Source organism: Bartonella ancashensis (assembly GCF_001281405.1).
Lineage (GTDB): Bacteria > Pseudomonadota > Alphaproteobacteria > Rhizobiales > Rhizobiaceae > Bartonella > Bartonella ancashensis.
In genome coordinates this window covers 399,874-422,352 of the sequence record NZ_CP010401.1, presented here as the reverse complement: position 1 = coordinate 422,352, position 22,479 = coordinate 399,874, and the positions used below count along the sequence as shown (strand labels likewise).

Below are 22,479 nucleotides of genomic sequence, written 5' to 3'. Positions count from 1 at the left end.
AAATGTTTACATTGAGTTTTTTTATGACTAAATGACTTCTTTGAATGTACTGAAATAACGTGAGGATACGGTGCCTCTACCAACAAGACTTCTCAAAGGCTATAGGTCCTTTATGGATCATCATTTTTCATCTAAAATAGTACGTTACCAGCGGCTTGCGGATGAAGGACAAAAGCCAGAGATAATGGTGATTGCATGTTGTGATTCACGCGCAGCTCCAGAGGTTATTTTTGATACCGATCCAGGTGAGATTTTTGTTTTACGCAATATTGCAAACTTGGTTCCTCCTTTTTCTCCAGATGATCAGCATCATGCAACGTCAGCGGCTATTGAATTTGCAGTTCAGTTTTTGGAGGTGAAACACATCGTTATTCTGGGTCATGGGCGTTGTGGTGGGATTCGAACTATTATTGATAAAACATGCAAACCTTTATCATCGGATGATTTTATTGGTCAGTGGATGGGTATTTTGGCTCCAGAAGGGGAAATCATTGCAGGGAATCAACATATGACCGAAACAGAAAAGCAGATAGAATTGGAAAGGGCTTCCATTCGTTGTTCCTTGAAGAATTTAGAAACATTTCCCTGGTTAAAGGTGCGTAAAGACCAGAATATTTTGAGAGTTCACGGAGCATGGTTTGATATTTCAAGTGGTGAGCTATGGACGATGGAAGAAAAAACAGGTAACTTTTCTCGTGTCTAGCAAGAGCCATCTGTATTTATTTTACAAAATTTTTCCCGATGAACAAAGGGAAGCTCTGTGATAAATCTTGACAAGTAGCAATTTTTGTTGTTTGAAATGGTAAGCATTCAGTGACAAGAATTATCTTGGAGCCACCGACTGAGATCTCGCTGTGAGTGTGGGAATCCCAGAGGTCAACATCCGACGACGCGTTGCGTTCTCGGGTGTCATCTTGGTTTGCTTGTTGTACAGGAGTGAGGTTGGCATGTTTGAATCTTTGCAAGGGCGTCTTAGTTCCATTTTATCTCATTTGACGGGGCGTGGTGTTTTGTCGGAGCAGGATGTTGAAACGGCTCTGCGTGAAATTCGGCGTGCTCTTCTAGAAGCAGATGTTGCACTTGATGTTGTACGCTCTTTTACGGATAAAGTTCGTGAAAGAGCTGTTGGATCTGCCCTTATTCAATCTATTAAACCAGGCCAAATGGTCGTTAAGATCGTTCATGACGAACTCGTAAATATGCTTGGGGATGAATGTGTTTTAGGTAACTTTAATGCACCAGCGCCGGTTGTAGTTATGCTGATTGGTTTGCAAGGATCAGGAAAAACAACAACAACAGCAAAATTTGCAAAACGTTTGACTGATAAACACAATAAAAAAGTTTTAATGGCATCGCTAGACACTCGCCGTCCTGCTGCACAGGAGCAACTTCGCCAATTGGGAGAGCAAGGACAGCTTGCTAGTTTGCCTATTATTCCTGGTCAATCTGCTGTTGATATTGCTATTCGTGCTGTTCAGGCTGCTAAATTAGGTGGATATGATGTTGTACTTTTTGATACCGCAGGGCGCAATCACATTGATGAAGCTTTAATGCTTGAATTAGTAGAGATCAAAAAATCTTCGAATCCTCATGAAATTTTGTTAGTTGCAGACAGTCTTACTGGTCAAGATGCAGTTCACCTTGCGCGCTCTTTTGATGAACGTGTGGGGCTTACGGGTATTATTTTAACACGGATGGATAGTGATGGACGTGGTGGTGCAGCTCTTTCAATGCGTGCTGTAACAGGTAAGCCTATCAAAGCAATCGGTGTTGGTGAAAAGATGGATGCTTTGGAAGAGTTTTATCCTCGTCGTATTGCTGATCGTATCCTTGGTATGGGAGATATTGTCTCTTTGGTTGAAAAAACTGCTGAGGCACTTAGCCATGAAAATGAGATGGCTCTTGCAAAGAAAATGCAAGCAGGACAATTTGATCTTAATGACCTTGCAGAACAATTACGAAAAATGAAGAAACTCGGTGGGATGGGAAATATCATGGGGATGATGCCGGGTTTGAGTAAGATGAAGGATCAAATAAATGCTTCAGGTCTTAACGATCGTCTTTTGGATCGCCAATTGGCTATTATCTCTTCGATGACGCAAGCAGAAAGATCTCATCCTGAAATTTTAAAGCATAGTCGTAAACAAAGGATCGCTAAAGGATCTGGTACAAGTGCTGCTGATATTAATAAGCTTTTGAAAATGCATCGTCAAATGGCTGATATGATAAAAGCTATGGGAGGAAAGAAAAAAAGTGGTTTGATGGGGCAGATGTTAGGAGGACTTGGGTCTAAAATGGGATTGGGTAATATGGGAATGCCTGGTTCTATGCCTGATTTGTCAAATTTTGATCCAGCGCAACTTTCGGCACTACAAAAGCAAATCAAGGGCAATTCTTTTGAAAAAGGGCTGCCAGGACTTTCAGAAAATAATCCGATTCTTCCAGGTCTTCCTGGGAAGAAAGAAGATTTTCCATTTTCTAAGAAAAAATAAATTATAAAAGAAATATGATGCAAAAAAGAAAAATAGGTCCTTGCATGATTATGCAGCAGCTAATGAGTTATGTTAATGCTGTGCCGATCTGTAAAGTTGTAAGGTTTTATGCGTGGATTTTTGCAACCTTAAAAATTGATAACTTTATACGTAAAAATTCTTCAATAAAATTTGGAAATTTAGCTGTGGACTGTAATGATGCTCGTAGAGTTATGCTACGGAGAGAGGTCATTCATCACCATTTGATTAGCTGCTAAATGAGAAAAAGAAACGATTAATTCTAACAAAACTTAAGTGAACAATAGGAGAGAAAAATATGGCCTTAAAAATTCGTTTATCCCGTGGAGGTTCGAAAAAACGTCCTCATTATCATATTGTTGTTGCAGATGTTCGTAGTCCGCGTGATGGGCGCTTTCTTGAGCGTGTTGGCTCATGGGATCCAATGTTGCCGAAGGATGGTCAGCGCGTTAAACTCAATGAAGAACGTATTCAGTATTGGTTGAATCAAGGCGCACAACCAACAGATCGTGTTTTGCGGTTTTTAGATGTTGCTGGCATTAAAAAACGCCCAGCGCGTAATAATCCGCACAAAGGTGAACCAGGTAAAAAAGCGCAAGAGCGTATAGCAGCAGCAAAACAAGCTGAAGAGGAAGCTGCGGCAAAAGAAGCTTAGGTCGCAGAATAGGAAAAATATCAATTTGAGTGATAATTAAAATATTGCGGGTACTTACGCAGGTTAAGATGCTTCTATGAGTAGGAGTTTTTTTAATTGAAACATGTTGCCTTGGTTTTACTCAAGGTGTTTTGGTAACAGAGTTTTGGCGATTTCCGTATTTTGGGGGGGCGTTTTGTTTTCTTTATGCCCTAGGGGGTTGTCCCTGGGGTGTGTGTTGTTGCTTTATGAAGGTGTATGGTCAGGAATTTTTATCCAGTTTAAGAGGCGTTTTTTCAGTGAATTCTCTAAAAGAGAGTTCCTTAAATTATGTGATGATAAGAAAGCGATGCAACAACTCTCTCCCAACCTTTAATTTTGGTGGGTTATTATTGGGTTTTTTAATAGTGTCTTGGTGGTTTGAAGGATGCGTTATGGTGCTTGCTACTTAAAAGTCGATGGCACGCCCATTAATTTCCCAATCTCCGTAACGAGCAGGGTCTTTACCACCGCGTCCACCATTTTCCAGAGGTTTTGCTTCATGCATTTCGCGGAGACGTCTTTCAGCAGCCTCTTGCAAAGCACGTTGTGCTGCTAGAGGGAAGCGGTTATCTACCGTGTTATTCATTTCCTTATGTTGTTTGTTCATCCTATATCCAATCTTTCGTTGAAGAATCGAGGAAAATAACCCATCATACAGGAATAATTGTGATTTAGCACGGAGTTTTAGAGAATGAATATAATGCGCACAGCAATGCTTTTAGCTTTTATGACGGCTCTTTTTATGGGCGTCGGCTACCTCATTGGAGGAGGTAGTGGTATGGCTGTTGCACTTTTAATGGCAGGAGGTCTCAATATTTTTTCCTATTGGAACTCCGATAAAATAGTTCTGCGAATGTATGGTGCACGTGAAATTGATCAACACTCATCACCCCTTTACTATAAGATTGTGAAAGATTTAGTTCAAAAAGCATCTCTTCCACTGCCTAAAATTTATATTATCGATAGTGCACAGCCAAATGCTTTTGCTACGGGACGTGATCCACACCATGCTGCTGTTGCTGCAAGTACAGGGTTGTTGTCACGATTAAGCCCAGAAGAAATTGCAGGAGTGATGGCACATGAATTGGCCCATATTGAGCATCGTGATACTCTAATAATGACTCTTACAGCAACATTTGCAGGGGCCATTTCGATGCTTGGTCATTTTGCTTTATTTATGGGAGGGCGGCGTGGTGCTTCCAGGAATTCTCATGGTATTGGGGTACTTGGGAGTGTTGTTGCTATGTTTGTTGCTCCTTTTGCAGCTATGCTCGTACAGATGGCTATTAGTCGTACGCGTGAATATGCTGCTGATCGGCGAGGAGGCGAAATTTGTGGCAATCCTTTGTGGTTAGCTTCGGCTTTAGGTAAAATTGCAGGGGGTGGGCAGACAATATACAATGAAGAGGCTGAAGCTAATCCAGCAACAGCTCATATGTTTATTATTAATCCTTTAAGTGGTGAAGGACCAGATAGCCTTTTTTCCACGCATCCAGCAACTGCAAATCGTATTGTGGCTCTTCGTAGCCAAGCGGAACAGATGAATATATCAGCTATTAACGGGATTGGGTTTAGTCAAGACAATAGATTTGGTAAAAATGGTAAGAATTTGAATGGAAAAAATTCAGAAGTTAAAGAGAGCACTACACGTAATTACAAAGGAAAAAATTTTCATCGTGTTACAGATCGCCCTGCTTGGTTACGTCGTCAAGGGTCAAAAGGGTCAAAAAAGTCTTGATTTTAGAGTTTTAAGCTCACAGAAAGAGACGGCATATTAAACGTTTTTTTTGGAATATAAGAAAGTGGAGCAGATGTCTGAAAAGGATGTTCCGGGGTTGTTGGTTCGTCAAGTATGTGTACGTCTTTTAGGGGCGATCCTTGATAAACACACATCTTTTTCTGGTTTGACAGATCATGTGAATGGTCATCCTCTTTATTTAAAACTTCCACATCGTGATCGCTTATTATGCCGGGCTATTTTAGCTACAGCACTACGTCATAGAGGGCAAATTGAGAGCGCTTTATCGCGCTTTTTAAAGAGATCTTTGCCGTCACGCGCAACAGCGCTTCAACATCTCTTGCATGTAAGTGCAGCACAGATCCTTTATTTAGACATTCCAAATCACGCTGCGATTGATTTGGCTGTGCGTATTGCTAAAATTGATCCACGGATGCGCCATTTTTCGAAGTTGGTAAATGCTGTATTGCGCAATTTTGCGCGTGAAGTAGGAATATTACATGTGTGTGTTCCCACACTTCATGATGTCCCAGAGTGGTTTGGACAGCTTCTAGTGTCAACTTATGGGATTGATAAAACGCGTCAAATTTTAGCAGTTCAACAAAATACACCGCCACTCGATTTAACTGTTAAATCAGACAGTGCTTATTGGGCAGAAAAACTTGGTGGAAAGGTTCTTCCAAATGGTTCTGTTCGACTTGTTGATCCAGATCATTCTGTCGTGGATTTACCAGGATATGCAGAAGGAGCATGGTGGGTTCAGGATATTGCAGCATCTCTACCAGCTCGTTTACTAGGTGATATTCGTGGCAAGCAAGTGGCTGATTTATGTGCGAGTCCTGGTGGAAAAACAGCACAATTGGTTTTACAGGGAGCGTCTGTCACGGCTGTTGACCTTTCTGTTCGTCGATTAGAACGTTTGAAAGCCAATATGGATCGATTGAAGTTTGCAGTGCATTATTGGGTTGGTGATGTGAGAGATTTTCATCCTGAAAATCTTTTTGATGCAGTTCTGCTTGATGCGCCTTGTTCTTCTACAGGAACAATACGTCGTCATCCTGATATTTTATGGACAAAGTCGCGGGATGATGTTTTGAAATTGGCTGTTTTGCAATATGATTTGCTGTTAGCTGCAATTGCTTTGGTTAAAAAGGGTGGATGCATTGTTTTTTCCAACTGCTCACTTGCAAAAGAAGAGGGTGAAGACCTCATTGAGAAAGTTTTATCAACATGCAATAATGTTGTTCTAGAACCTATTTTGGCCTATGAATTAGGAGGTATGAAGCATTTATTAACCGAAAATGGAGCTGTGCGCACAACGCCTGCTGATTTTTGTGGGGTTGCTGAGGTTGTTGATTTTGAGAATGCTCACACAGAAGATGCGCTGTTTTGGGGAATGGATGGTTTTTATACTGCACGTTTACGCAAAGTAGCTTAGTTAACACTTCATTCATCTAAATAGCTGATATTGCGCATCTCATGAAGGTAGAAATGGGAAGATGTAATCGTGACTGTTGCTATTGAAGGTTTTCAGATTAAAATATTGACCTTTGTGTATAATATAGTCTCAAAGTTTTTGCAGTTTTTGTGGGTAGGACCGTTATTTTATTGGCGTTTTTCAGGTTTTCGTCCGCAGAAGATTTTGGTGCATCCAATTGATTTGCGTATTGCTGATTCTGGAATGGCGCATGAATTTTATCATGGTCGTTTTACCTTTGCAGGTCGCATCGTTCAATCTGGTTCTTCTTCACCCTTTTCTTGTGTTTCTCCTACAGCAGAGTGGGAGAGAGCGTTGCATGATTTCCACTGGTTGCGGCATATGACAGCTGCAAAGAGCCAATTGGCAACAGCGCATGCGCGTTTTTTAATAGAAGATTGGCTTGATCATACTGGTAAAAAAGCACGAGGACTTCCTTGGGAAGGAGCTGTAGTAGCTCGGCGTTTGATTGCATGGGTTTGTCATTCACAAATGTTGTTAGATGGTGCAAGTAGCCGGTTTGAAAAGCGTTTTTTACACACCCTTGGTTTCCATTTTCGTTATTTGCGCATCATAATTCTCGGGATGAAAAATAATGATCATCGCTTGCATGTGGCTATAGCCATAGCTTTTGCATCTTTAACTTTACCTGTTTCAGCAGCGATAAAGAAAAAGGCACAAGCCTGCTTGGTCCGTGAATTATCGCGTCAGATTTTAACTGATGGAGGCCATATTTCACGCAATCCCGCTGTTATGCTTAACATATTACCAGATTTGCTTTCATTGCGTCGTCTTTACATTAATTCTCAAGATATTGCTCCGCGCGTTTTGATTGATACTGTTGAGCGTATGTTGCCAGCTTTGCGTTTTTTGTTCATGAAGATAAAACATTGGCTCATTTTAATGGAGTTGGGCCGATTTCGCCGGAGTTTTTTATCATCCATTTTAAAATTTGATGAAACAACAGGCAATTCTTTTGGCTGTGCACGTTACTCAGGTTTTCAGCGGTTGCACGCTCATCAAACAACGGTGCTTGCAGATACGGGGCGATTTCCTGCTCATTTTGTTGCAGAACATGCTTGCTCAGGATGCTTATCTTTTGAAATGTCCTCACGGGGGAGTCGTTTTATCATTAATGCAGGGGTCGATCCTTATGGGCATGAAGATTATAGGCATTTTGGACGCATTACAGCCGCTCATTCGACAGCAACATTAAATGATTGTTCAGTTGGGGTTTTTCGTAAAGCAAAGAATAAAGATGTTTCTTTCTTGTTAAATGGTCCCACAGATGTGAAAGTGCAGCGTATAGAGGATACCCAAAAAATCGGTTTTATTGCATGCCATAATGGTTATCTATCGTCCTTTGATTTGCTACATGAGCGTGGTCTTATTTTAACAACAGATGGAGAGATGATCGAGGGTTTTGATCGCTTTTTTACGCCATGTCATGGAAATACAGGTAAAAATGGGAATTCTCGCGATGAGTCAAATATTGTTGCGGTTCGCTTTCATCTTCATCCAAAAGTTGAGGTTAATTATGATGGAAATTCTGCAAGGTTAGCTGTAGCGGGTGGAGCCGTATGGAATTTTGTATCACTTGACACTGATATTTATTTAGAAGATTCAATTGATTTTGCCGAGTTAACAGGACCACAGCGTACGCAGCAAATCGTTTTGTACTTTCGACCAGCTTTACAGGAAAAAGTTCGTTGGCGTTTTGTCCGCCTTGAATCAAAGTAAACAACTCATTCCTTGTACAATGTGGGGCCTTGTACAATGTGGGGGAAAACCTAACAGTTTGTGTTGGATTTTTCTCGAAGAAAAACTATCCTGTTTCACCAGGATGGGTTGACGTGTGTTTGTGTAAAAGTATTCCGCAGCTTTGCTTTAATTACTAGTTTTTATTTTAAAGGGTTTTTATTGTGGCTTCTATTGCAAAAAAATATCCTATTCCAGATCTTTATCCGGTTCGTCGTGCTTTGCTTTCCGTTTCTGATAAGACAGGTTTAGTTGAATTTGCACAAGGATTGCATATTCGTGGTATCGAATTAATTTCGACAGGAGGAACGTCCAAAACATTAAAAGATGCTGGTTTGCCTGTGAAAGATGTTTCTGAAATAACGGGTTTTCCAGAAATAATGGGTGGGCGTGTAAAAACGTTGCATCCTTTACTTCATGGGGCTTTGTTGGGGATTAGGGATGACCAAGATCATAAAGCGGTTATGGAAGAACACGGTATTTGTGGAATTGATCTTGTTGTTGTTAATCTTTATCCATTTGAAAAGATTTGCCAGTCTGGCGTGGAATCGCAAATAATCTTAGAAAATATTGATATTGGCGGTCCTGCTATGATTCGTGCTGCTGCTAAAAATCACGCCTATGTTGGTGTTGTAACAGATGTGTGTGATTATGATTTAGTTTTAGATGAATTAAAGCAAAAAGATGGTTGCTTGAGCCTTTTATTGCGTCGACAGTTAGCAGCACGTGCTTATGGACGCACAGCTGCCTATGATGCTGTTATCTCTACCTGGTTTGCACAAGATTTGGGAAGCGAGATGCCATCTTGGAAAACCTGTTCTGGTCGTCTTGAAAAAGTAATGCGCTATGGTGAGAATCCACATCAACATGCTGCTTTTTATCGCACACATAATGCAAATTTTGGGATTGCAACAGCAGTTCTTTTGCAAGGAAAAGAGCTCTCTTATAATAACATAAATGATGCAGATGCAGCATTTGAACTTGTTTCAGAATTTGATCCCTCAAGAACGGCTGCTGTTGCACTGATTAAGCACGCTAATCCTTGTGGTGTTGCAGAAGGAAAAAGTTTGAAGGAAGCATATCTAAAAGCTCTTATGTGTGATGATGTGTCAGCATTTGGAGGTGTTGTTGCTTTGAACCAGCCTCTTGATGAGGAATGTGCAACAGAAATTGTAAAGTTATTTACAGAAGTCATTATTGCTCCTGAGGCAACACAAGCTGCTCGTGATATTATTGCACAGAAAAAAAATCTTCGTTTATTAATAACGGGTGGAGTGCCTGATCCTCGCAGTGAAGGTTTGGTAGTTAAAACGCTTTCAGGGGGAATGTTGGTTCAATCGCGTGATAATGTTGTTGTTGACGATCTTAAGCTGCAGATAGTGACAAAACGAGCTCCAAGCCAAGATGAAATGCGTGATCTACAATTTGCATTCCGTGTTGTGAAGCATGTTAAATCAAATGCTATTGTTTATGCAAAAAATAGTGCAACAGTTGGTATTGGTGCTGGTCAAATGAGTCGCCTTGATTCTGCGATAATTGCAGCACTTAAAGCAGAAGATAGAGCACAAAGACAGGGGTTAACAGAAACTCTCATTAAGGGATCAGTCGTGGCATCAGATGCATTTTTTCCATTTGCAGATGCTTTGGTGTCGGCAGCTGAAGCTGGGGCTACAGCAGTTATTCAGCCAGGTGGGTCTATACGTGATGAAGAAGTCATTGCTGCTGCGGATCGTCATGGTTTGGCAATGGTTTTCACGAGTGTACGGCATTTTCGCCATTAATTTTATATCTTGCTGTTCTTATAATTTGCTGATTGAGGTGAAGGGAAAAACATCTTAGAGAAAATATTGATGCTATTGCTTATTGAGCATCTGTTAAATGCGTTTATCTTGGCCCTTCGCAGATAGTTTAGTACTTTAAGTTGAGAAGATGGTGGTTATTTAAACGGATTTGCATTCATGTGCGATAGGTCGTCAATTTGAATTTGGTATCTTGTCATAATTTTTTATTTTAGTGAAAGCTCTCTTAAATGAGAATATTCTTATACTATAAGTGCACAGCAGTTATGCAATTATAGCACATCACATTTTTGTAATCTGTTCTATCTTAGGATTACAAGAGTTTGAGTATATCATTTGAGTCGAGAACATGAACATTTTACATTCTTTTCAAAGTTGGCGTCGGTATCGTCGGACAGTAAGGGTACTTAGCAGCCTTTCGACATGTGAATTAAAGGATGTTGGTATTAATCGTGATGATATTCGGTCGGTTGCGTGGCGTTTTTCACGCGGGTCTTTGTAGTATTTATCTTTGATATTTATGAATTTATCGGTGAAAAAGAGGCAAGGGGGTCTTCTTTTTTGGCCCTTTGTGCTGACTAACTGATTAAAAGGAGGGGCTTGTGAAGAGTGAGATATCTTTTACCTGTTTGTGAGGCCTTTTGTTTATTCTTTTGCGTAGCAAGGCAAGAGAAGGTGGTTTGGGCTGTGAAAAAACAGAAAAAAAGGCTTAATGTGGCATGAGGGGTGTTGGGGGTAGGTTATTATTTTTTGTGCCGAATCAGTAAAAGAGTAGCTCCGAGGGTGCCGGCCGCTAGGATAAACCATGTGATAGCATAGGTGAGGTGGTTGTTATAAAAGCGTATTACGGTAAGACCAACAACAGGGAAATTTTCCTCGGGGGATATTTTATCAGTTACATCGATAAAATAAGGAGCAGTGTTGGAGAGGTTTAATTTTTTGGCCATAGCAGGAAGCTGGCGTGTGTACCACAGATTGCGATCGGGGTTATTCTTACGAGGAAATATCCCGGCTCCTTCACTCATACGTAAAAGGCCTGTAACTTCGATTTGTTTTGTATGGGTAGTTGGAGAGTCGTTTTCTTGTAGGAGATTTTGCTGTTCAAACTGAGAACGCATGTTCATGGGGATAAAACCACGATTAATAAAAGTAAATGTCTTATCTGCTGTTTGTAAGGGGCTTAAAATCCAATAACCGGTGGTATCTTGTGCAACGGCAATGACGAAGATACTCTTATCTTTTAAAAGCTGTCCTTTTAGTGTGACTGGTCGATACTCATCTTTCTCAAAAGTTACATGGGGCCATTTTTCTTGCGGAGGGGCCTCAACAGGAGGTAGGTGAGTGCGCTGGTTAACATGTGTAATGAGATTTTGTTTCCATTGTAGTCTATATACTTGCCAAGTACCCAGTGCACTGAAAATGCAGAAAAAGAATATACAGGTAATGCCTAAGAGTATAGACGAAAAACAGCTAGCCTTACATGAGTGACTTGGAATAGGGTGATCTATTTTAGCCATTGCTTAAGGGCCCTCATAATTGTATGAAATGTTCGGAAATAGTTTGTTGATTCTTGGAAAAAAAGATAGTTAGACCCGTTAAATAAGCTGTGAAAAGTTCATTAATTTTACAAAAGACTTGACCTTTTAACCAACAACTTATAAAAACGCAAAGCTTCCGTTGGTACTTATTTAGGGCAGTATGCGCGTGTTTTCGTGTGGGTCTGTTTTTTTTGAGTCTGGAATTTGAGATTTTTAGAATTATAAGGTGAGATTCATGTCCCGTGCCTGCGAGTTGACAGGAAAAGCAGTTCAGTATGGCAATAATGTAAGCCATGCAAACAATAAGACGCGTCGCCGTTTTTTGCCAAATCTTTGCAATGTGACGTTGATTTCGGAAGTTCTTCAGCAAAGTTACCGTCTACGGATCTCTGCAAATGCTCTACGTTCAGTGGAACATCGAGGGGGGCTTGATTGTTTTTTGATCAAGGCAGATGATAAGGAATTATCGCAGCGTGCGCGTTTGCTGAAACGCCAAATCACTAAGAAAAAGGCTGAGCAAGCGGCTTAGAGGCTCTTGACTTTGCGGGGAGATTTTTGGTGTTCTTTCTTTGAAAGGGTGTCTTTGCGGGGCCATGTGTATTTGATTGCAGTGGTGTGAGGGGTGTTCTGGTCCGTTTTTTAGGTTAGAAGAGTGTTTTCGGTGCAAAAATTTTTGCTGAAACAACAAAAAATTAAGCTCCTTATTTGGGCAAGCTTTGCGATGTGCTGTGCTGTAACAGCCTCAAATGTTTTAGTGCAGTATCCTATTGATTTTTTTGGTTTGCATGAACTTTTAACTTATGGAGCTTTTACGTATCCAATTGCTTTTTTAATTAATGATCTGGTTAATCGTTTCCATGGTCCTGCGGCAGCACGAAGTGTGGTGTATGCTGGTTTTATCACTGGTTTTTTTGTTTCTTGGATGGTGGCAACACCGCGTATTGCTATTGCTTCTAGTACGGCATTTTTATTCGGGCAATTACTGGATATCATGGTGTTTACTCCTTTGCGGCGTAAAACGTGGTGGAAGGCACCTTTAGCTGCTGCGTTAACAGGTTCAGCTTTAGATACAGTTTTGTTTTTTGCCCTTGCTTTTGCAGGTCATATGAGTTTTCTTGATCAAATAACAGGGTATGCCGATGGTTCTATTACGGAGAGTATACTTTTTTGGGGGATCGAAATTCCAGTTTGGCTTTCACTTGCTTTTGGTGATTTTTTGGTAAAAATGGTTATGAGTTTTCTTATGCTCATTCCCTATGGCACTGCTCTAACTTATTTTAGAGCCTCTCCGTTATCAAAAAAGATATAGAGAAAAACAGTTTATCACTCCGATATATTTTGTGTAATGATGTATGGGAGCGGTGTGAATTGTTTTGGTTATCTTTGTAAGGGTTTGGGTATTTGTATTTTCTGAGCTTTTTATGGGGTAAAGAGCTAGTATAGGCCTTTAATATATTTATCACTTATCACACAAAAGTTGTCCGCAGATTTCCTCGTTTTTTATTATCGAAGAGTTCAGCTAATTGCTGTGTGATAGCGGTAGCTAGTTCTTCAGCATTTACGATTGTTACGGCATGTTTGTAATAACGAGTGACGTCATGACCAATGCCGATAGCAACTAATTCAACCGGTGAGCGTGCTTGAATTTCTTTAATAACCGCCTGTAAATGTTTATCGAGGTAATTGTGGGCATTAACGGAAAGGGTTGAATCATCAACTGGGGCACCATCAGAAATGACCATAAGAATGCGGCGATGTTCATGTCGTTCTAAAAGGCGTTGATGGGCCCAAATGAGTGCTTCACCGTCAATGTTTTCCTTTAGAAGCCCTTCTTGCATCATTAATCCTAGATTGCGTCGAGCACGACGCCATGGTGTATCTGCGCTTTTATAGATGATATGGCGTAAATCATTAAGGCGACCTGGATGGTCAGGTGTTTTATTTTTGTCCCATTTTTTGCGGGATTGTCCACCTTTCCAATTTTTGGTCGTAAAACCTAAAATCTCAACTTTTACACCACAGCGTTCAAGAGTTTGAGTCAGGATGTCAGCACAGCTGGCTGCAACGGTGATTGGTCTTCCACGCATCGATCCTGAGTTATCAATAAGCAATGAAACAACCGTATCACGGAATTGCATCTGCTGTTCCATTTTGAAGGAAAGAGATTGTATTGGATCGATAATAAGGCGTGGCAGCCGTGATGTGTCGAGATATCCTTCTTCTAAATCAAAATACCAAGCACGATTTTGTTGTGCCAGGAGGCGTCTTTGTAGCCGATTTGCTAAGCGTCCAACAATATTTTGGAGATGATTTAATTGTTGATCAAGACAACGGCGCAAATGATTCAATTCACTTTCAGAACAAAAGTGTGTTGCTTCTGATACTTCATCAAATTGCTGTGTAAAAATTTTGTAATCAGTCAAACTTTTCGCATGCTTAAAAGAGTAAAGTGCACGTTTAGACATGTTATTTATATGCCGCAAATTACCGTTTTCTTGTTCAGTTTTTATGTTGTTATTTAGATGAGTAGCCTGCGCTTTACCTTCATCTTCGGCATCATTTTCTTGTTCAGCTATTTTTTGTTCCTTACTTTGAAGGTATCTTTCTTTTTTGCGTAGTTCATTCTCTTGGGTGTGTAAATCGCAATTATTTCCCTGTTTTTTACTGTTTATCTCATCGGATTTGTCACAGAATGTGGTGGATATTTTTAAGGCAAAGAATATTTGATGAACGATATGTGCAAAAGCATTTTGGTCATATATATGTTGTGCGAGCTCATCGAGTTCAGTTTTTATTTTTTGTTCGAGAGTATGGCGCCATAATTGCAAGATAGCTTTGGCTTCCCTAGGGGGAGGACGCTTTGTTGTTTTTTCACGTAATAAGAGTGCAATTGCTTCTCCTATAGGCGCTTCACTTTGATTGCCAATGTGGTGATAATGTTTTTTTATATATCTATCAATCAGCATCATTGTAAGGTTTTGAGCGATACCTTCCATCATCAAAGTGCCGATGGCTTCTATGCGTGCTTGTTCAAGAGTATCAAATATGACGCGTGCTCGTGGTTCTTTTGGGGAAAATTGTGCATGAATGTGCTTATCATGCCACGCTTTATGTAAGGCCATGAAATCACTTAATCCGCGGATGACAGCAATCTCTTTATTGGTCGTGCGATATGATATTTCTGGTAGATAGGCCCGCATATGGTTCATATAAGGTTTGTGGTGACTAAAAGTAATTTCAAAACCACGCACCTTAGCGATGGAACGTGCACAGGTAGAGATTGCTCTTTTTAATGTTTCAATATTATGAGGAGAGAAATGCGCCAGATTTTGGCTGTTATTATCAGCTTGCGAGGCCATGCTTCATGTATTCCTTAGGACAAGGCAGTATGAATAATTGATTCAGGAAGATCTTTTCCAAATGCTCGTTGATAAAATTCTGCAACCGCTGCTCGCTCCAGTTCATCACATTTATTGAGAAATGTTAAACGAAAAGCAAGACCAATATCTTGAAAAATTTCACTATTTTCTGCCCAAGTAATGACGGTACGCGGGCTCATAACCGTTGAAAGGTCGCCATTCATAAAAGCTTGCCGTACCATATGAGCAACATGCACCATTTGAGAAACAATTTTTTTCCCCTCAGCAGTTTGAAAATGTTTGACTTTTGAGGAGACAATATCAATCTCCTTTTCATGGGGCAGGTAATTGAGGAGCGCCACGATAGACCAACGATCCATTTGAGCTTGATTAATTTGCTGTGTACCGTGATATAGCCCTGTTATATCTCCAAGACCAATGGTATTGGCTGTCGCAAAAAGACGAAATGCTGGATGAGGAGTAATGATGCGGTTTTGATCGAGTAGGCTGAGCTGTCCTGAAGATTCAAGAATCCGCTGAATAACAAACATAACGTCAGGTCTACCTGCATCATATTCATCTAAGACGAGGGCAACATTGTTTTGGTAAGCCCAGGGCAAAATGCCTTCCTTAAATTCTGTAATTTGCAATCCATTTTTTAAAACGATGGCATCTTTTCCGATTAAATCAATGCGGCTAACATGACTATCAAGATTAATTCTGACACAGGGCCAATTGAGGCGGGCGGCTACCTGTTCAATGTGGGTTGACTTACCCGTACCGTGATAACCAGAAATCATTACACGACGGTTAAACGCAAAACCTGATAGGATAGCTAATGTTGCTTGCTGATCAAAAAGGTAATCAGGATCTAATTCAGGAACATGTGGGCCTTTCGTGCTAAAGGCCGGTATTTGCATATTAGTATCAATATTGAACACATCGCGAGCGCAAAGCATCTCATCAGGGATATTAAGGCCTTCAAGCTTTTTCTGTGTCATTGTTTTTTGAAAAATATCTATTATTTGCTATTTCGATTAGGAAAATCATACAAAACATGAAGTACTTATGCAATGCTCTACCTTTAAGAAAAAGCACGCAAAGTACCCTGACTCTCATATTTTGTTATTAAATAAAATGTACATCTTTTATTACTAGACAGAAGGAACACATATACTTCGCTTTTAGAATATGAAGGAAAAAATGTTTGAGAGATTTGATAATCTTCAACATAAACCTGCTTTTTTCAATAAATTATAAGCATGGAGAACATCGCGAAAACGCTCTTCAGAAGAACGTTTTCCACCATTCGCGTCAGGATGATGTTTTTTGACAAGCTCTTTATATTTTATTTTGATATCTTCAGCGGATGCATCTGCTTTCAATTCTAAAGTCTCAAAAGCTTTTGCTTCTAAAGGCTTTAATTTTCGTGTGTTTTTCTTATAATCTGAATAGCGCTGATTGAAGATAGTAAAGGGATCACGCATGCGGTTTTGATAGGCCGCTGTTCCAGAGCGAATTTTCGCGTAGTGCGTTGCTGCTTTTTTTGAAGTACTATTTTTCAGCCCAGTTGGCCATACGGGGCGGTGCTCTGTGAGAGCTTCTTCCTGAAACTGTGCAAAATCTGTGTCGCTAAGGTCTGAAAAATAATTAAAGTTTTTGTTATAAGCACGCACATGATCAATGCAGAAAAATAAATATTTTCCTTCATGGTTACGGCCCATCGGCGCTTTATGGGTACCCGTCTTTTCGCAGTCTTCCCATTGACATTGTTGTGTTGGCACTTCGGCCTGTCTTTTTTTGTTAGAGCTTATGCGAATTGAATCAAATAATTTAGATGTTGTTGTCATATTTTTGGTTTATGCAAAATCGATGTATTTGACAAGAATTGATTTTTAAAAAGTCGTCGTCAGACTCACTTAAAGTTCGAAAGAGGATTGATGATGTTGCTCGTTTTGTAAAGGAAAAAGATGTTTACTACAGTTCAAAAAAGAATCGAGATGAAGCTTAATGAAGCATTCTCTCCACAAAAGCTTGAGGTAATCAATGAGAGCCATTTGCATGCTGGACATCAGCATGACAATGATGTTTTTGATGGCCAGGGGGAAACACATTTTCGTGTAAGGATTGTTGCTCCTTTTTTTGCAAATAAGACACGTCTGGATAGTCACAGAGCAATTTATCAAGTTTTACAAAAGGAATTGGAAGAGAGCGTCCATGCTTTGGCAGTAGATATTGAGGATATTTAATCTGTTTTTTCTTGCGGAATAGCTTTTTTTGAGGCACGTGGATGCGCTTTTTTATAAATATCCAATAAGCGATCTGTATCAACATGCGTATAAACTTGTGTTGTGGATAGGCAGGCATGGCCAAGTAACTCTTGAATCATGCGTAAATTTCCTCCACGTGATAAAAGGTGGGTTGCGAAAGAGTGGCGTAGTGCGTGTGGTGTAGCAGTTTCTGGTAAGCCAAGATTTATCCGTAAATTTTTAACAGCTCGCTGAATGATAGCTGGTTGCAAGGGACCACCTCGGGCACCACGAAACATTGGCTGGTTTTCTTTTAAGGGATAAGGGCAACATTTGAGATAAGCCTCTACCGTTTCATAAACCGCTTTAATCAGAGGAACAATGCGTGTTTTGCCACCTTTTCCGATGATGGAGAGGCTTGTTACTTGGCGATCAGAAAATTGTTTTGGGGTTAGTGATAAAGCTTCCGATATACGCATGCCACAACCATAAAGGAGTGTTAATACAGCAGCGTTTCGAGCAATGATCCATGGTTCATCGTCTTGTTGGTTTTCCTGTTTAATAACATGCAGTGCTGATTTGACTGTTAAAGGTTTTGGCAGTGATTTTGGATGTTTTGGAGTTCGTACAAGTTTTATAGCAGGAATATTAACAAGCCCTTCACGGGATAAATAGTTAAAAAAAGAACGTATGCTTGCTATATTGCGACTCAGAGAGCGTGCACTTATGGACTGTGCACGACGATGCGCCAAAAAGGCTCGTAAATCGGTTACACGCAAATTAGCGAGATCATTATATGCTGGTTTATGTCCTAAATATTGGCATAAAAAGAATAAGAATTGCCGTGTATCTCGTTCATAAGCTTGCACTGTTTGTGCAGCCATGCGCTGCATATGAGTGAGATTCTTTAGCCAGTTTTCTCTCGCAGTTAAAAGAACCTCGTCTACAGGAATGGAAAGGCTCTTTTTGCTGTTATTCAAGGGGCACATTTTCAGTTAAGGCGGTTATTATCATTATTTAATTCTACAGGATGAGTATTTGTACCCTTCTGGGGAGAATTAGAGGTCTGATTAGTACTTCTTAGAGAAAGTAGCTTGACTAAATTATTCATGGACATTAGGTGAGCAAAGATCAAGCCTAAGAAACCGCTTTTATGCAGTTTTGCTAATTGATTTGCTGATAATTTATGAAATTTTTCTTCATCAACAATCCAAAAATCTTCTAATTGCGCCGATCGTCCTTTATCATTTTTTACGCTGATTGTTTTCTGGCTAAAAAGGTCCATTTTGTCGAGAGTTTCAGTAAACTCAGCAGTTTTTTCCATTGCTATTTTAAAACTCTCAAGAAAATGAATACGTTCTTCCATGAAAGGGGAAATAGAACCATCTGAATTGAAAATATTTGTTCCTTCAACTTCATTAAATGTTCTTGGTTGCTGATCAAAACAAACAGATAATTCTTTTTCATTAGGGAGTTGCGCAAGGATGAAAGGATAGCGGCGGACAAAAGCAGGAATATATACATTTGGTTGCCAATTTTTATCAGCCGTGATGTAATCATTCTGGTTATTTGAAAGACCAACAAGGGCAATAGATGTGTAGTGCCGTTTTTGTTGGTCGTCTTGTGCACTCATGAATAGAATGGGGTAGTCCAGAGCAGCTTGGAAATATTCACTACTTGCTAAAGGAAGCCAGTGAGTATCCTGCGCAAAAGACATGTCACTCAAGGGGAGGAATTTAAGATTTTTATGAGCTACTTTATTAAGTGGAACAACATTTTTATAAAAAAGCATAACATTCGCCATAAGACTTCTCTTTCTTATCTCATTTAATTTTGCCATAGAGAGAGGTCTTTTTATAAGACTATTGAATGGCAAGAATATCTGAATATACAATATAATATTATTATGTAAAATTTTTCGCTTTAATAAAGGGATAATATTGATAAAGAGATAACATTGTATATGAAACAGGACAATAACAAGCTGAATAAAGCGGTTTGTCTCGCTATTATTGGTGCAGCGCACGGTGTAAGGGGAGATGTTTACATTAAAGCTTTGGGTAATAGACCACAACAATTGGGAGATTATGGTACCTTTTACGATGAAACGGGGTATCCTTACGAGATTGAAGCATTTTCTATCCAAAAAAAAGGTGTGGTTATACGCTTTAAAGGAATAAAAAGTCGTGATGATGCAGAGAAATTAAAAGGGACACATCTCTATATTGAACGAGATAAGTTCGCAAACGATCTAGAGAAAGATGAATTTTATCAGGTGGATTTGATAGGGCTGCGAGTATATGATGAAGCAGGCCAGATTTTGGGTGAAGTTAGCGGTTTTTTTAATTTTGGAGCAGGTGATTTGCTTGAGGTGCATTTGGGGCCTTGCAAAAAGGAGCTTATCCCTTTTAGTAAGGCAGCTGTGCCAGAAATATCCCTTTCTTCAGGTTTTCTCATTGTTGATCGAATTGCAGCAGGGTTATCAAGTGATTAGAAAATTGAATGCAATAAGGATCAGTTGTTAAGTGAAGGGTTCAAGAAAAATAGGTTATAAATGACGTTTCATGCTCATGTTGTCACACTTTATCCTGAGATGTTTCCGGGGCTTCTTGGGCACTCTTTAGCAGGGCGGGCTTTGCAACAAGGAATATGGTCTCTAAATAGAGTGCAGATTAGGGATTTTGCTTTAGACAAGCACCATAGTGTTGATGATACACCAGCTGGAGGAGGAGCCGGCATGGTGATGCGGGCAGATGTGTTGGCTGCTGCGATTGATCATTGTCCAAATAACTTGCCGAAAATTTTACTCAGTCCACGTGGGAAACTTTTTAATCAAGCCCGTGCCCGTTCTTTGGCATCTGGTTTTGGGGTAATTCTAGTTTGTGGCCGTTTTGAAGGGGTGGATGAACGGGTCATAGAAGCACGAGAATTGGAAGAAATTTCTATTGGTGATTATATTCTTTCAGGGGGAGAGACAGCTGCATTAGTTCTTTTGGATGCTATTGTACGGCTTTTGCCTGGCGTGATGGGCAATAAATTGTCTGGGGATTGCGAAAGTTTTGAGAATGGATTACTCGAACATCCTCATTATACACGCCCCCCTCTTTTTGAAGGTTTTGATATTCCATCTGTTTTAACATCGGGCCATCACAAAGCTATAGCTGCTTGGCGCCAAGAACAAGCTGAATTATTAACTTCTCAGCGGCGACCTGATCTTTATGCTCTTTATAGCAATAACAAAAATCATCAGAAAACTTGATTCATTTTGAAAGATACAGTAGGATACGACGCGTCTTTGGGGATCATTCTCTTGATGAATGGGGCCCTTTGTGCATCCAAAAAATTGAGAAATGGTGTAATCGCTCCTGTGTAAGGCATAGCTTAGAGAATATCTTTGATCCTTGAGAAGATAATTTTTTCAGCAAGAGTTGAGCGCTCTGACTGTTCAAGAAGAACATGAAGGATGAAAAGAATGGATATTATAGCGCAGCTTGAAGCTGAACAATGTGCAAAGATTGAGGAAAAACGGCAATTTCCAGAATTTAGAGCAGGGGATACGGTTCGTGTTATGGTCCGCGTGACGGAAGGAACGCGTACGCGTATTCAGGCTTATGAGGGTGTTTGTATTGCTCGGTCAGGGCGTGGTTTGAATGAAAGTTTTACAGTGCGTAAGATTTCTTACGGTGAAGGTGTTGAACGTGTATTTCCAGTTTATTCTCCCATGATTGAAAAGGTCGAGCTTGTTCGCCGGGGGAAAGTGCGCCGTGCAAAGCTTTATTACTTACGTGCTTTAAGAGGAAAAGCTGCTCGTATCGCAGAGAAAAAAGATTATCGTAAGAAAAATTTGGCGATGGTTGTGGAGGGAGAAGCACAAACTGTTGCTACAGAAATTGAAGAAAAAGCAGCAGAATAAGCTGAAATTAGTTGTCTCTAGGATTTTTGAAAAAGCAGCGGTGCACGCTGCTTTTTGTTTGGTTGCTTCATTGAAAATTCTTGCGTAAATTTTAAAAAACTACACAATGATGAAAATGAAAAATCACAAAAAATAAGAGATCGCATTTTAGAGCATGAAGGGAAGAAGATTCCCGCTTCATTTTCGAGATAATTGATTATTACAAGATAGTTGATGATTAGTTATGACATAAAATTATTTCGTATAGTTTTGTTTATTGAGTCGAATCAAATGATTATTCATGTGCATGTCTGAAGGGGATGTGAACCAATTTTTCCATTAGAACTATGGTTTTGGTTTTTGTAGGAAATTATGCTGATTTCAATAAATATAAGTCTAAGAGTGTCTAAAAAAATGCATATTGGCACTTCAGAAAAGATGTTAAGCCTTTGACGTGCGGGTAAAATTGTATTAGAAGAAGTCCGTGCAGTCCATAGCTGTCTGATAATCGGTTTTTTTGCGTGACCTTTAATCCGTTTTTTGAGATAACCGACCTGTCATATAGACATTTGAGGGATCAGATGTAAGTGGAAATGAGGATGTATGCTCTCATGCGTTTCTTCTTCATGATGAAGTCACAATAAAGCAGGGTGGAAGCCAAATCAGGATATTTTATGACAAAAGTTATCACGACAAAAGATCGTCCTCGTTCTCCCCATGTAAGTATTTATCGTTGGTCGATCACCATGGCGATGTCCATTGCGCATCGTATAACGGGAATAGCTCTCTATTTTGGGATGGTTTTACTCGCAGTTTGGCTTATGGCTATTGCCTGCGGAAATGATTCATTCAAGGCAGTTAATAAGATTTATGGGTCTTCTTTTGGGCTTTGTATTTTGTTTCTTTATACATTTGCTGGGATTCACCATATTGTGGGCGATGTGCGCCACTTTATTGGTAATATGTTTCCTCATTTTTTGGATAAAGGAAAAGCAGACTTAATTGCGTGGGCAAATATTTTTATTTCTTTTGCAGTTACCATTACAGTTTGGATTATTGATTATAATCTCATTTAGCAAGGGAAAAAAGATGAAAAGAGATTATCGAACAGCTGTTGGAAGGGCACGTGGTTTTGGTAGTGCTCATGAAGGAACAAGTCACTTCTGGTTACAGCATTTAACAAGTTTGGTTAATGTACCACTTTTGGTATTTTTCATCATTTTGGTAATGTCCCTTATTGGCAAGGATTATGATTTTATTCATGCGCGGCTTTCGCATCCTGTTGTCGCTGTTTTTATGGGTTTGATGGTTTTTTCAAATCTTTATTATATGAAGTTAGAAATGCAGCTTGTGATTGAGGATTATATTCCACATAAAAACACGAGAGCATTTTTCTTGATATTGAATGTTGCATACTGTTTTATCATGGGCGGTTTTACGATTTTTGCTCTTTCTAAAATTGCATTAGGGGGTTAAAGAGAAT

Annotated in this window: 22 protein-coding genes and 1 pseudogene; 16 read left to right on the top strand and 7 right to left on the bottom strand. The window is 39.8% G+C overall.

Features of this window, described 5'->3' with window-relative positions; genetic code table 11:
* Positions 1 to 112: 112 nt before the first annotated feature.
* The 3 genes from PU02_RS01870 to rpsP all read left to right on the top strand — a co-directional run bounded on the left by PU02_RS01870 (position 113) and on the right by rpsP (position 3,165).
* Positions 113 to 703 carry a carbonic anhydrase gene (locus PU02_RS01870; RefSeq protein WP_200903953.1) on the top strand — a complete coding sequence of 197 codons (591 nt, stop codon included), beginning with the start codon at positions 113 to 115 and terminating at the stop codon, positions 701 to 703.
* A 244-nt stretch (positions 704 to 947) separates the two neighbouring features.
* Positions 948 to 2,492, top strand: a complete 1,545-nt coding sequence (ffh, locus tag PU02_RS01860) for a signal recognition particle protein (RefSeq protein WP_053943829.1) — start codon at positions 948 to 950, stop codon at positions 2,490 to 2,492.
* A gap of 316 nt (positions 2,493 to 2,808) precedes the next feature.
* Positions 2,809 to 3,165: a 30S ribosomal protein S16 gene (gene rpsP / locus PU02_RS01850; protein ID WP_053943827.1), complete on the top strand. Its 357-nt coding sequence runs from the start codon at positions 2,809 to 2,811 to the stop codon at positions 3,163 to 3,165.
* A 427-nt stretch (positions 3,166 to 3,592) separates the two neighbouring features.
* Here rpsP and PU02_RS01845 read toward each other — a convergent pair whose 3' ends face one another.
* A complete protein-coding gene (locus PU02_RS01845) occupies positions 3,593 to 3,793 on the bottom strand; it encodes a DUF1674 domain-containing protein (protein WP_053943826.1) in 201 nt (66 codons plus the stop codon).
* Positions 3,794 to 3,877: 84 nt separating this feature from the next.
* Between PU02_RS01845 and htpX the strand changes: the two genes are divergently transcribed.
* From htpX to PU02_RS06520, 5 genes and pseudogenes are all read left to right on the top strand, one after another.
* Positions 3,878 to 4,924 (top strand): zinc metalloprotease HtpX, encoded by a 1,047-nt coding sequence (gene htpX / locus PU02_RS01840; RefSeq protein WP_053943825.1) that lies wholly within the window; start codon positions 3,878 to 3,880, stop codon positions 4,922 to 4,924.
* 73 nt (positions 4,925 to 4,997) lie between these two features.
* Positions 4,998 to 6,362 carry an RsmB/NOP family class I SAM-dependent RNA methyltransferase gene (locus tag PU02_RS01835; RefSeq protein WP_414947348.1) on the top strand — a complete coding sequence of 455 codons (1,365 nt, stop codon included), beginning with the start codon at positions 4,998 to 5,000 and terminating at the stop codon, positions 6,360 to 6,362.
* Between the two features lie 69 nt (positions 6,363 to 6,431).
* Positions 6,432 to 8,141 (top strand): annotated as a pseudogene (locus tag PU02_RS01830) (heparinase II/III family protein).
* A gap of 182 nt (positions 8,142 to 8,323) precedes the next feature.
* On the top strand, positions 8,324 to 9,940 hold the full coding sequence (purH, locus tag PU02_RS01825) for a bifunctional phosphoribosylaminoimidazolecarboxamide formyltransferase/IMP cyclohydrolase (RefSeq protein WP_053943823.1): 1,617 nt from the start codon (positions 8,324 to 8,326) through the stop codon (positions 9,938 to 9,940).
* Between the two features lie 367 nt (positions 9,941 to 10,307).
* Complete coding sequence (locus PU02_RS06520; RefSeq protein WP_071628356.1) at positions 10,308 to 10,460, top strand: DUF1127 domain-containing protein; 153 nt, start codon at positions 10,308 to 10,310, stop codon at positions 10,458 to 10,460.
* Positions 10,461 to 10,701: 241 nt separating this feature from the next.
* Here PU02_RS06520 and PU02_RS01820 read toward each other — a convergent pair whose 3' ends face one another.
* Positions 10,702 to 11,475: an SURF1 family protein gene (locus PU02_RS01820; protein ID WP_053943822.1), complete on the bottom strand. Its 774-nt coding sequence runs from the start codon at positions 11,473 to 11,475 to the stop codon at positions 10,702 to 10,704.
* Between the two features lie 256 nt (positions 11,476 to 11,731).
* On the opposite strand from PU02_RS01820, the gene rpmB reads away from it, so the two are divergent.
* Together rpmB and PU02_RS01810 are read left to right on the top strand one after the other, a co-directional pair.
* Entirely contained in the window at positions 11,732 to 12,025 is a 294-nt protein-coding gene (gene rpmB / locus PU02_RS01815) for a 50S ribosomal protein L28 (protein ID WP_053943821.1), read from the top strand.
* 123 nt (positions 12,026 to 12,148) lie between these two features.
* Positions 12,149 to 12,805, top strand: a complete 657-nt coding sequence (locus tag PU02_RS01810; RefSeq protein ID WP_053943820.1) for a VUT family protein — start codon at positions 12,149 to 12,151, stop codon at positions 12,803 to 12,805.
* Between the two features lie 157 nt (positions 12,806 to 12,962).
* Here the strand turns inward: PU02_RS01810 and cobT are convergent, their stop codons facing one another.
* The 3 genes from cobT to PU02_RS01795 form a co-directional block, all read right to left on the bottom strand.
* On the bottom strand, positions 12,963 to 14,855 hold the full coding sequence (gene cobT / locus PU02_RS01805; protein WP_053943819.1) for a cobaltochelatase subunit CobT: 1,893 nt from the start codon (positions 14,853 to 14,855) through the stop codon (positions 12,963 to 12,965).
* A gap of 14 nt (positions 14,856 to 14,869) precedes the next feature.
* On the bottom strand, positions 14,870 to 15,856 hold the full coding sequence (gene cobS / locus PU02_RS01800) for a cobaltochelatase subunit CobS (protein WP_053943818.1): 987 nt from the start codon (positions 15,854 to 15,856) through the stop codon (positions 14,870 to 14,872).
* Between the two features lie 225 nt (positions 15,857 to 16,081).
* Complete coding sequence (locus PU02_RS01795) at positions 16,082 to 16,705, bottom strand: J domain-containing protein (RefSeq protein WP_053943817.1); 624 nt, start codon at positions 16,703 to 16,705, stop codon at positions 16,082 to 16,084.
* Positions 16,706 to 16,825: 120 nt separating this feature from the next.
* Between PU02_RS01795 and PU02_RS01790 the strand changes: the two genes are divergently transcribed.
* Positions 16,826 to 17,104, top strand: a complete 279-nt coding sequence (locus tag PU02_RS01790) for a BolA family protein (RefSeq protein WP_053943816.1) — start codon at positions 16,826 to 16,828, stop codon at positions 17,102 to 17,104.
* Here the strand turns inward: PU02_RS01790 and PU02_RS01785 are convergent.
* The gene (locus PU02_RS01785) at positions 17,101 to 18,093 is read right to left on the bottom strand and encodes a tyrosine recombinase XerC (RefSeq protein ID WP_053943815.1); all 993 of its coding nucleotides are present in this window, start codon (positions 18,091 to 18,093) and stop codon (positions 17,101 to 17,103) included. The two genes, PU02_RS01790 and PU02_RS01785, sit on opposite strands and share 4 nt — an antisense overlap.
* Positions 18,094 to 18,095: 2 nt before the next feature.
* Positions 18,096 to 18,908, bottom strand: coding sequence for a SapC family protein (locus PU02_RS01780; RefSeq protein ID WP_053943814.1), 813 nt, complete (start codon positions 18,906 to 18,908; stop codon positions 18,096 to 18,098).
* Positions 18,909 to 19,067: 159 nt separating this feature from the next.
* On the opposite strand from PU02_RS01780, the gene rimM reads away from it, so the two are divergent.
* The 5 genes from rimM (at position 19,068) to sdhD (ending at position 22,472) form a co-directional block, all read left to right on the top strand.
* Positions 19,068 to 19,598, top strand: a complete 531-nt coding sequence (gene rimM, locus PU02_RS01775) for a ribosome maturation factor RimM (protein WP_053943813.1) — start codon at positions 19,068 to 19,070, stop codon at positions 19,596 to 19,598.
* Positions 19,599 to 19,658: 60 nt separating this feature from the next.
* Positions 19,659 to 20,363, top strand: coding sequence for a tRNA (guanosine(37)-N1)-methyltransferase TrmD (gene trmD, locus PU02_RS01770; RefSeq protein WP_053943812.1), 705 nt, complete (start codon positions 19,659 to 19,661; stop codon positions 20,361 to 20,363).
* Positions 20,364 to 20,576: 213 nt separating this feature from the next.
* Positions 20,577 to 21,017 (top strand): 50S ribosomal protein L19, encoded by a 441-nt coding sequence (gene rplS / locus PU02_RS01765; protein WP_053944620.1) that lies wholly within the window; start codon positions 20,577 to 20,579, stop codon positions 21,015 to 21,017.
* A 653-nt stretch (positions 21,018 to 21,670) separates the two neighbouring features.
* The gene (gene sdhC, locus PU02_RS01760; protein WP_053944619.1) at positions 21,671 to 22,072 is read left to right on the top strand and encodes a succinate dehydrogenase, cytochrome b556 subunit; all 402 of its coding nucleotides are present in this window, start codon (positions 21,671 to 21,673) and stop codon (positions 22,070 to 22,072) included.
* Positions 22,073 to 22,085: 13 nt separating this feature from the next.
* A complete protein-coding gene (sdhD, locus tag PU02_RS01755; protein ID WP_053943811.1) occupies positions 22,086 to 22,472 on the top strand; it encodes a succinate dehydrogenase, hydrophobic membrane anchor protein in 387 nt (128 codons plus the stop codon).
* Positions 22,473 to 22,479 lie beyond the last annotated feature (7 nt).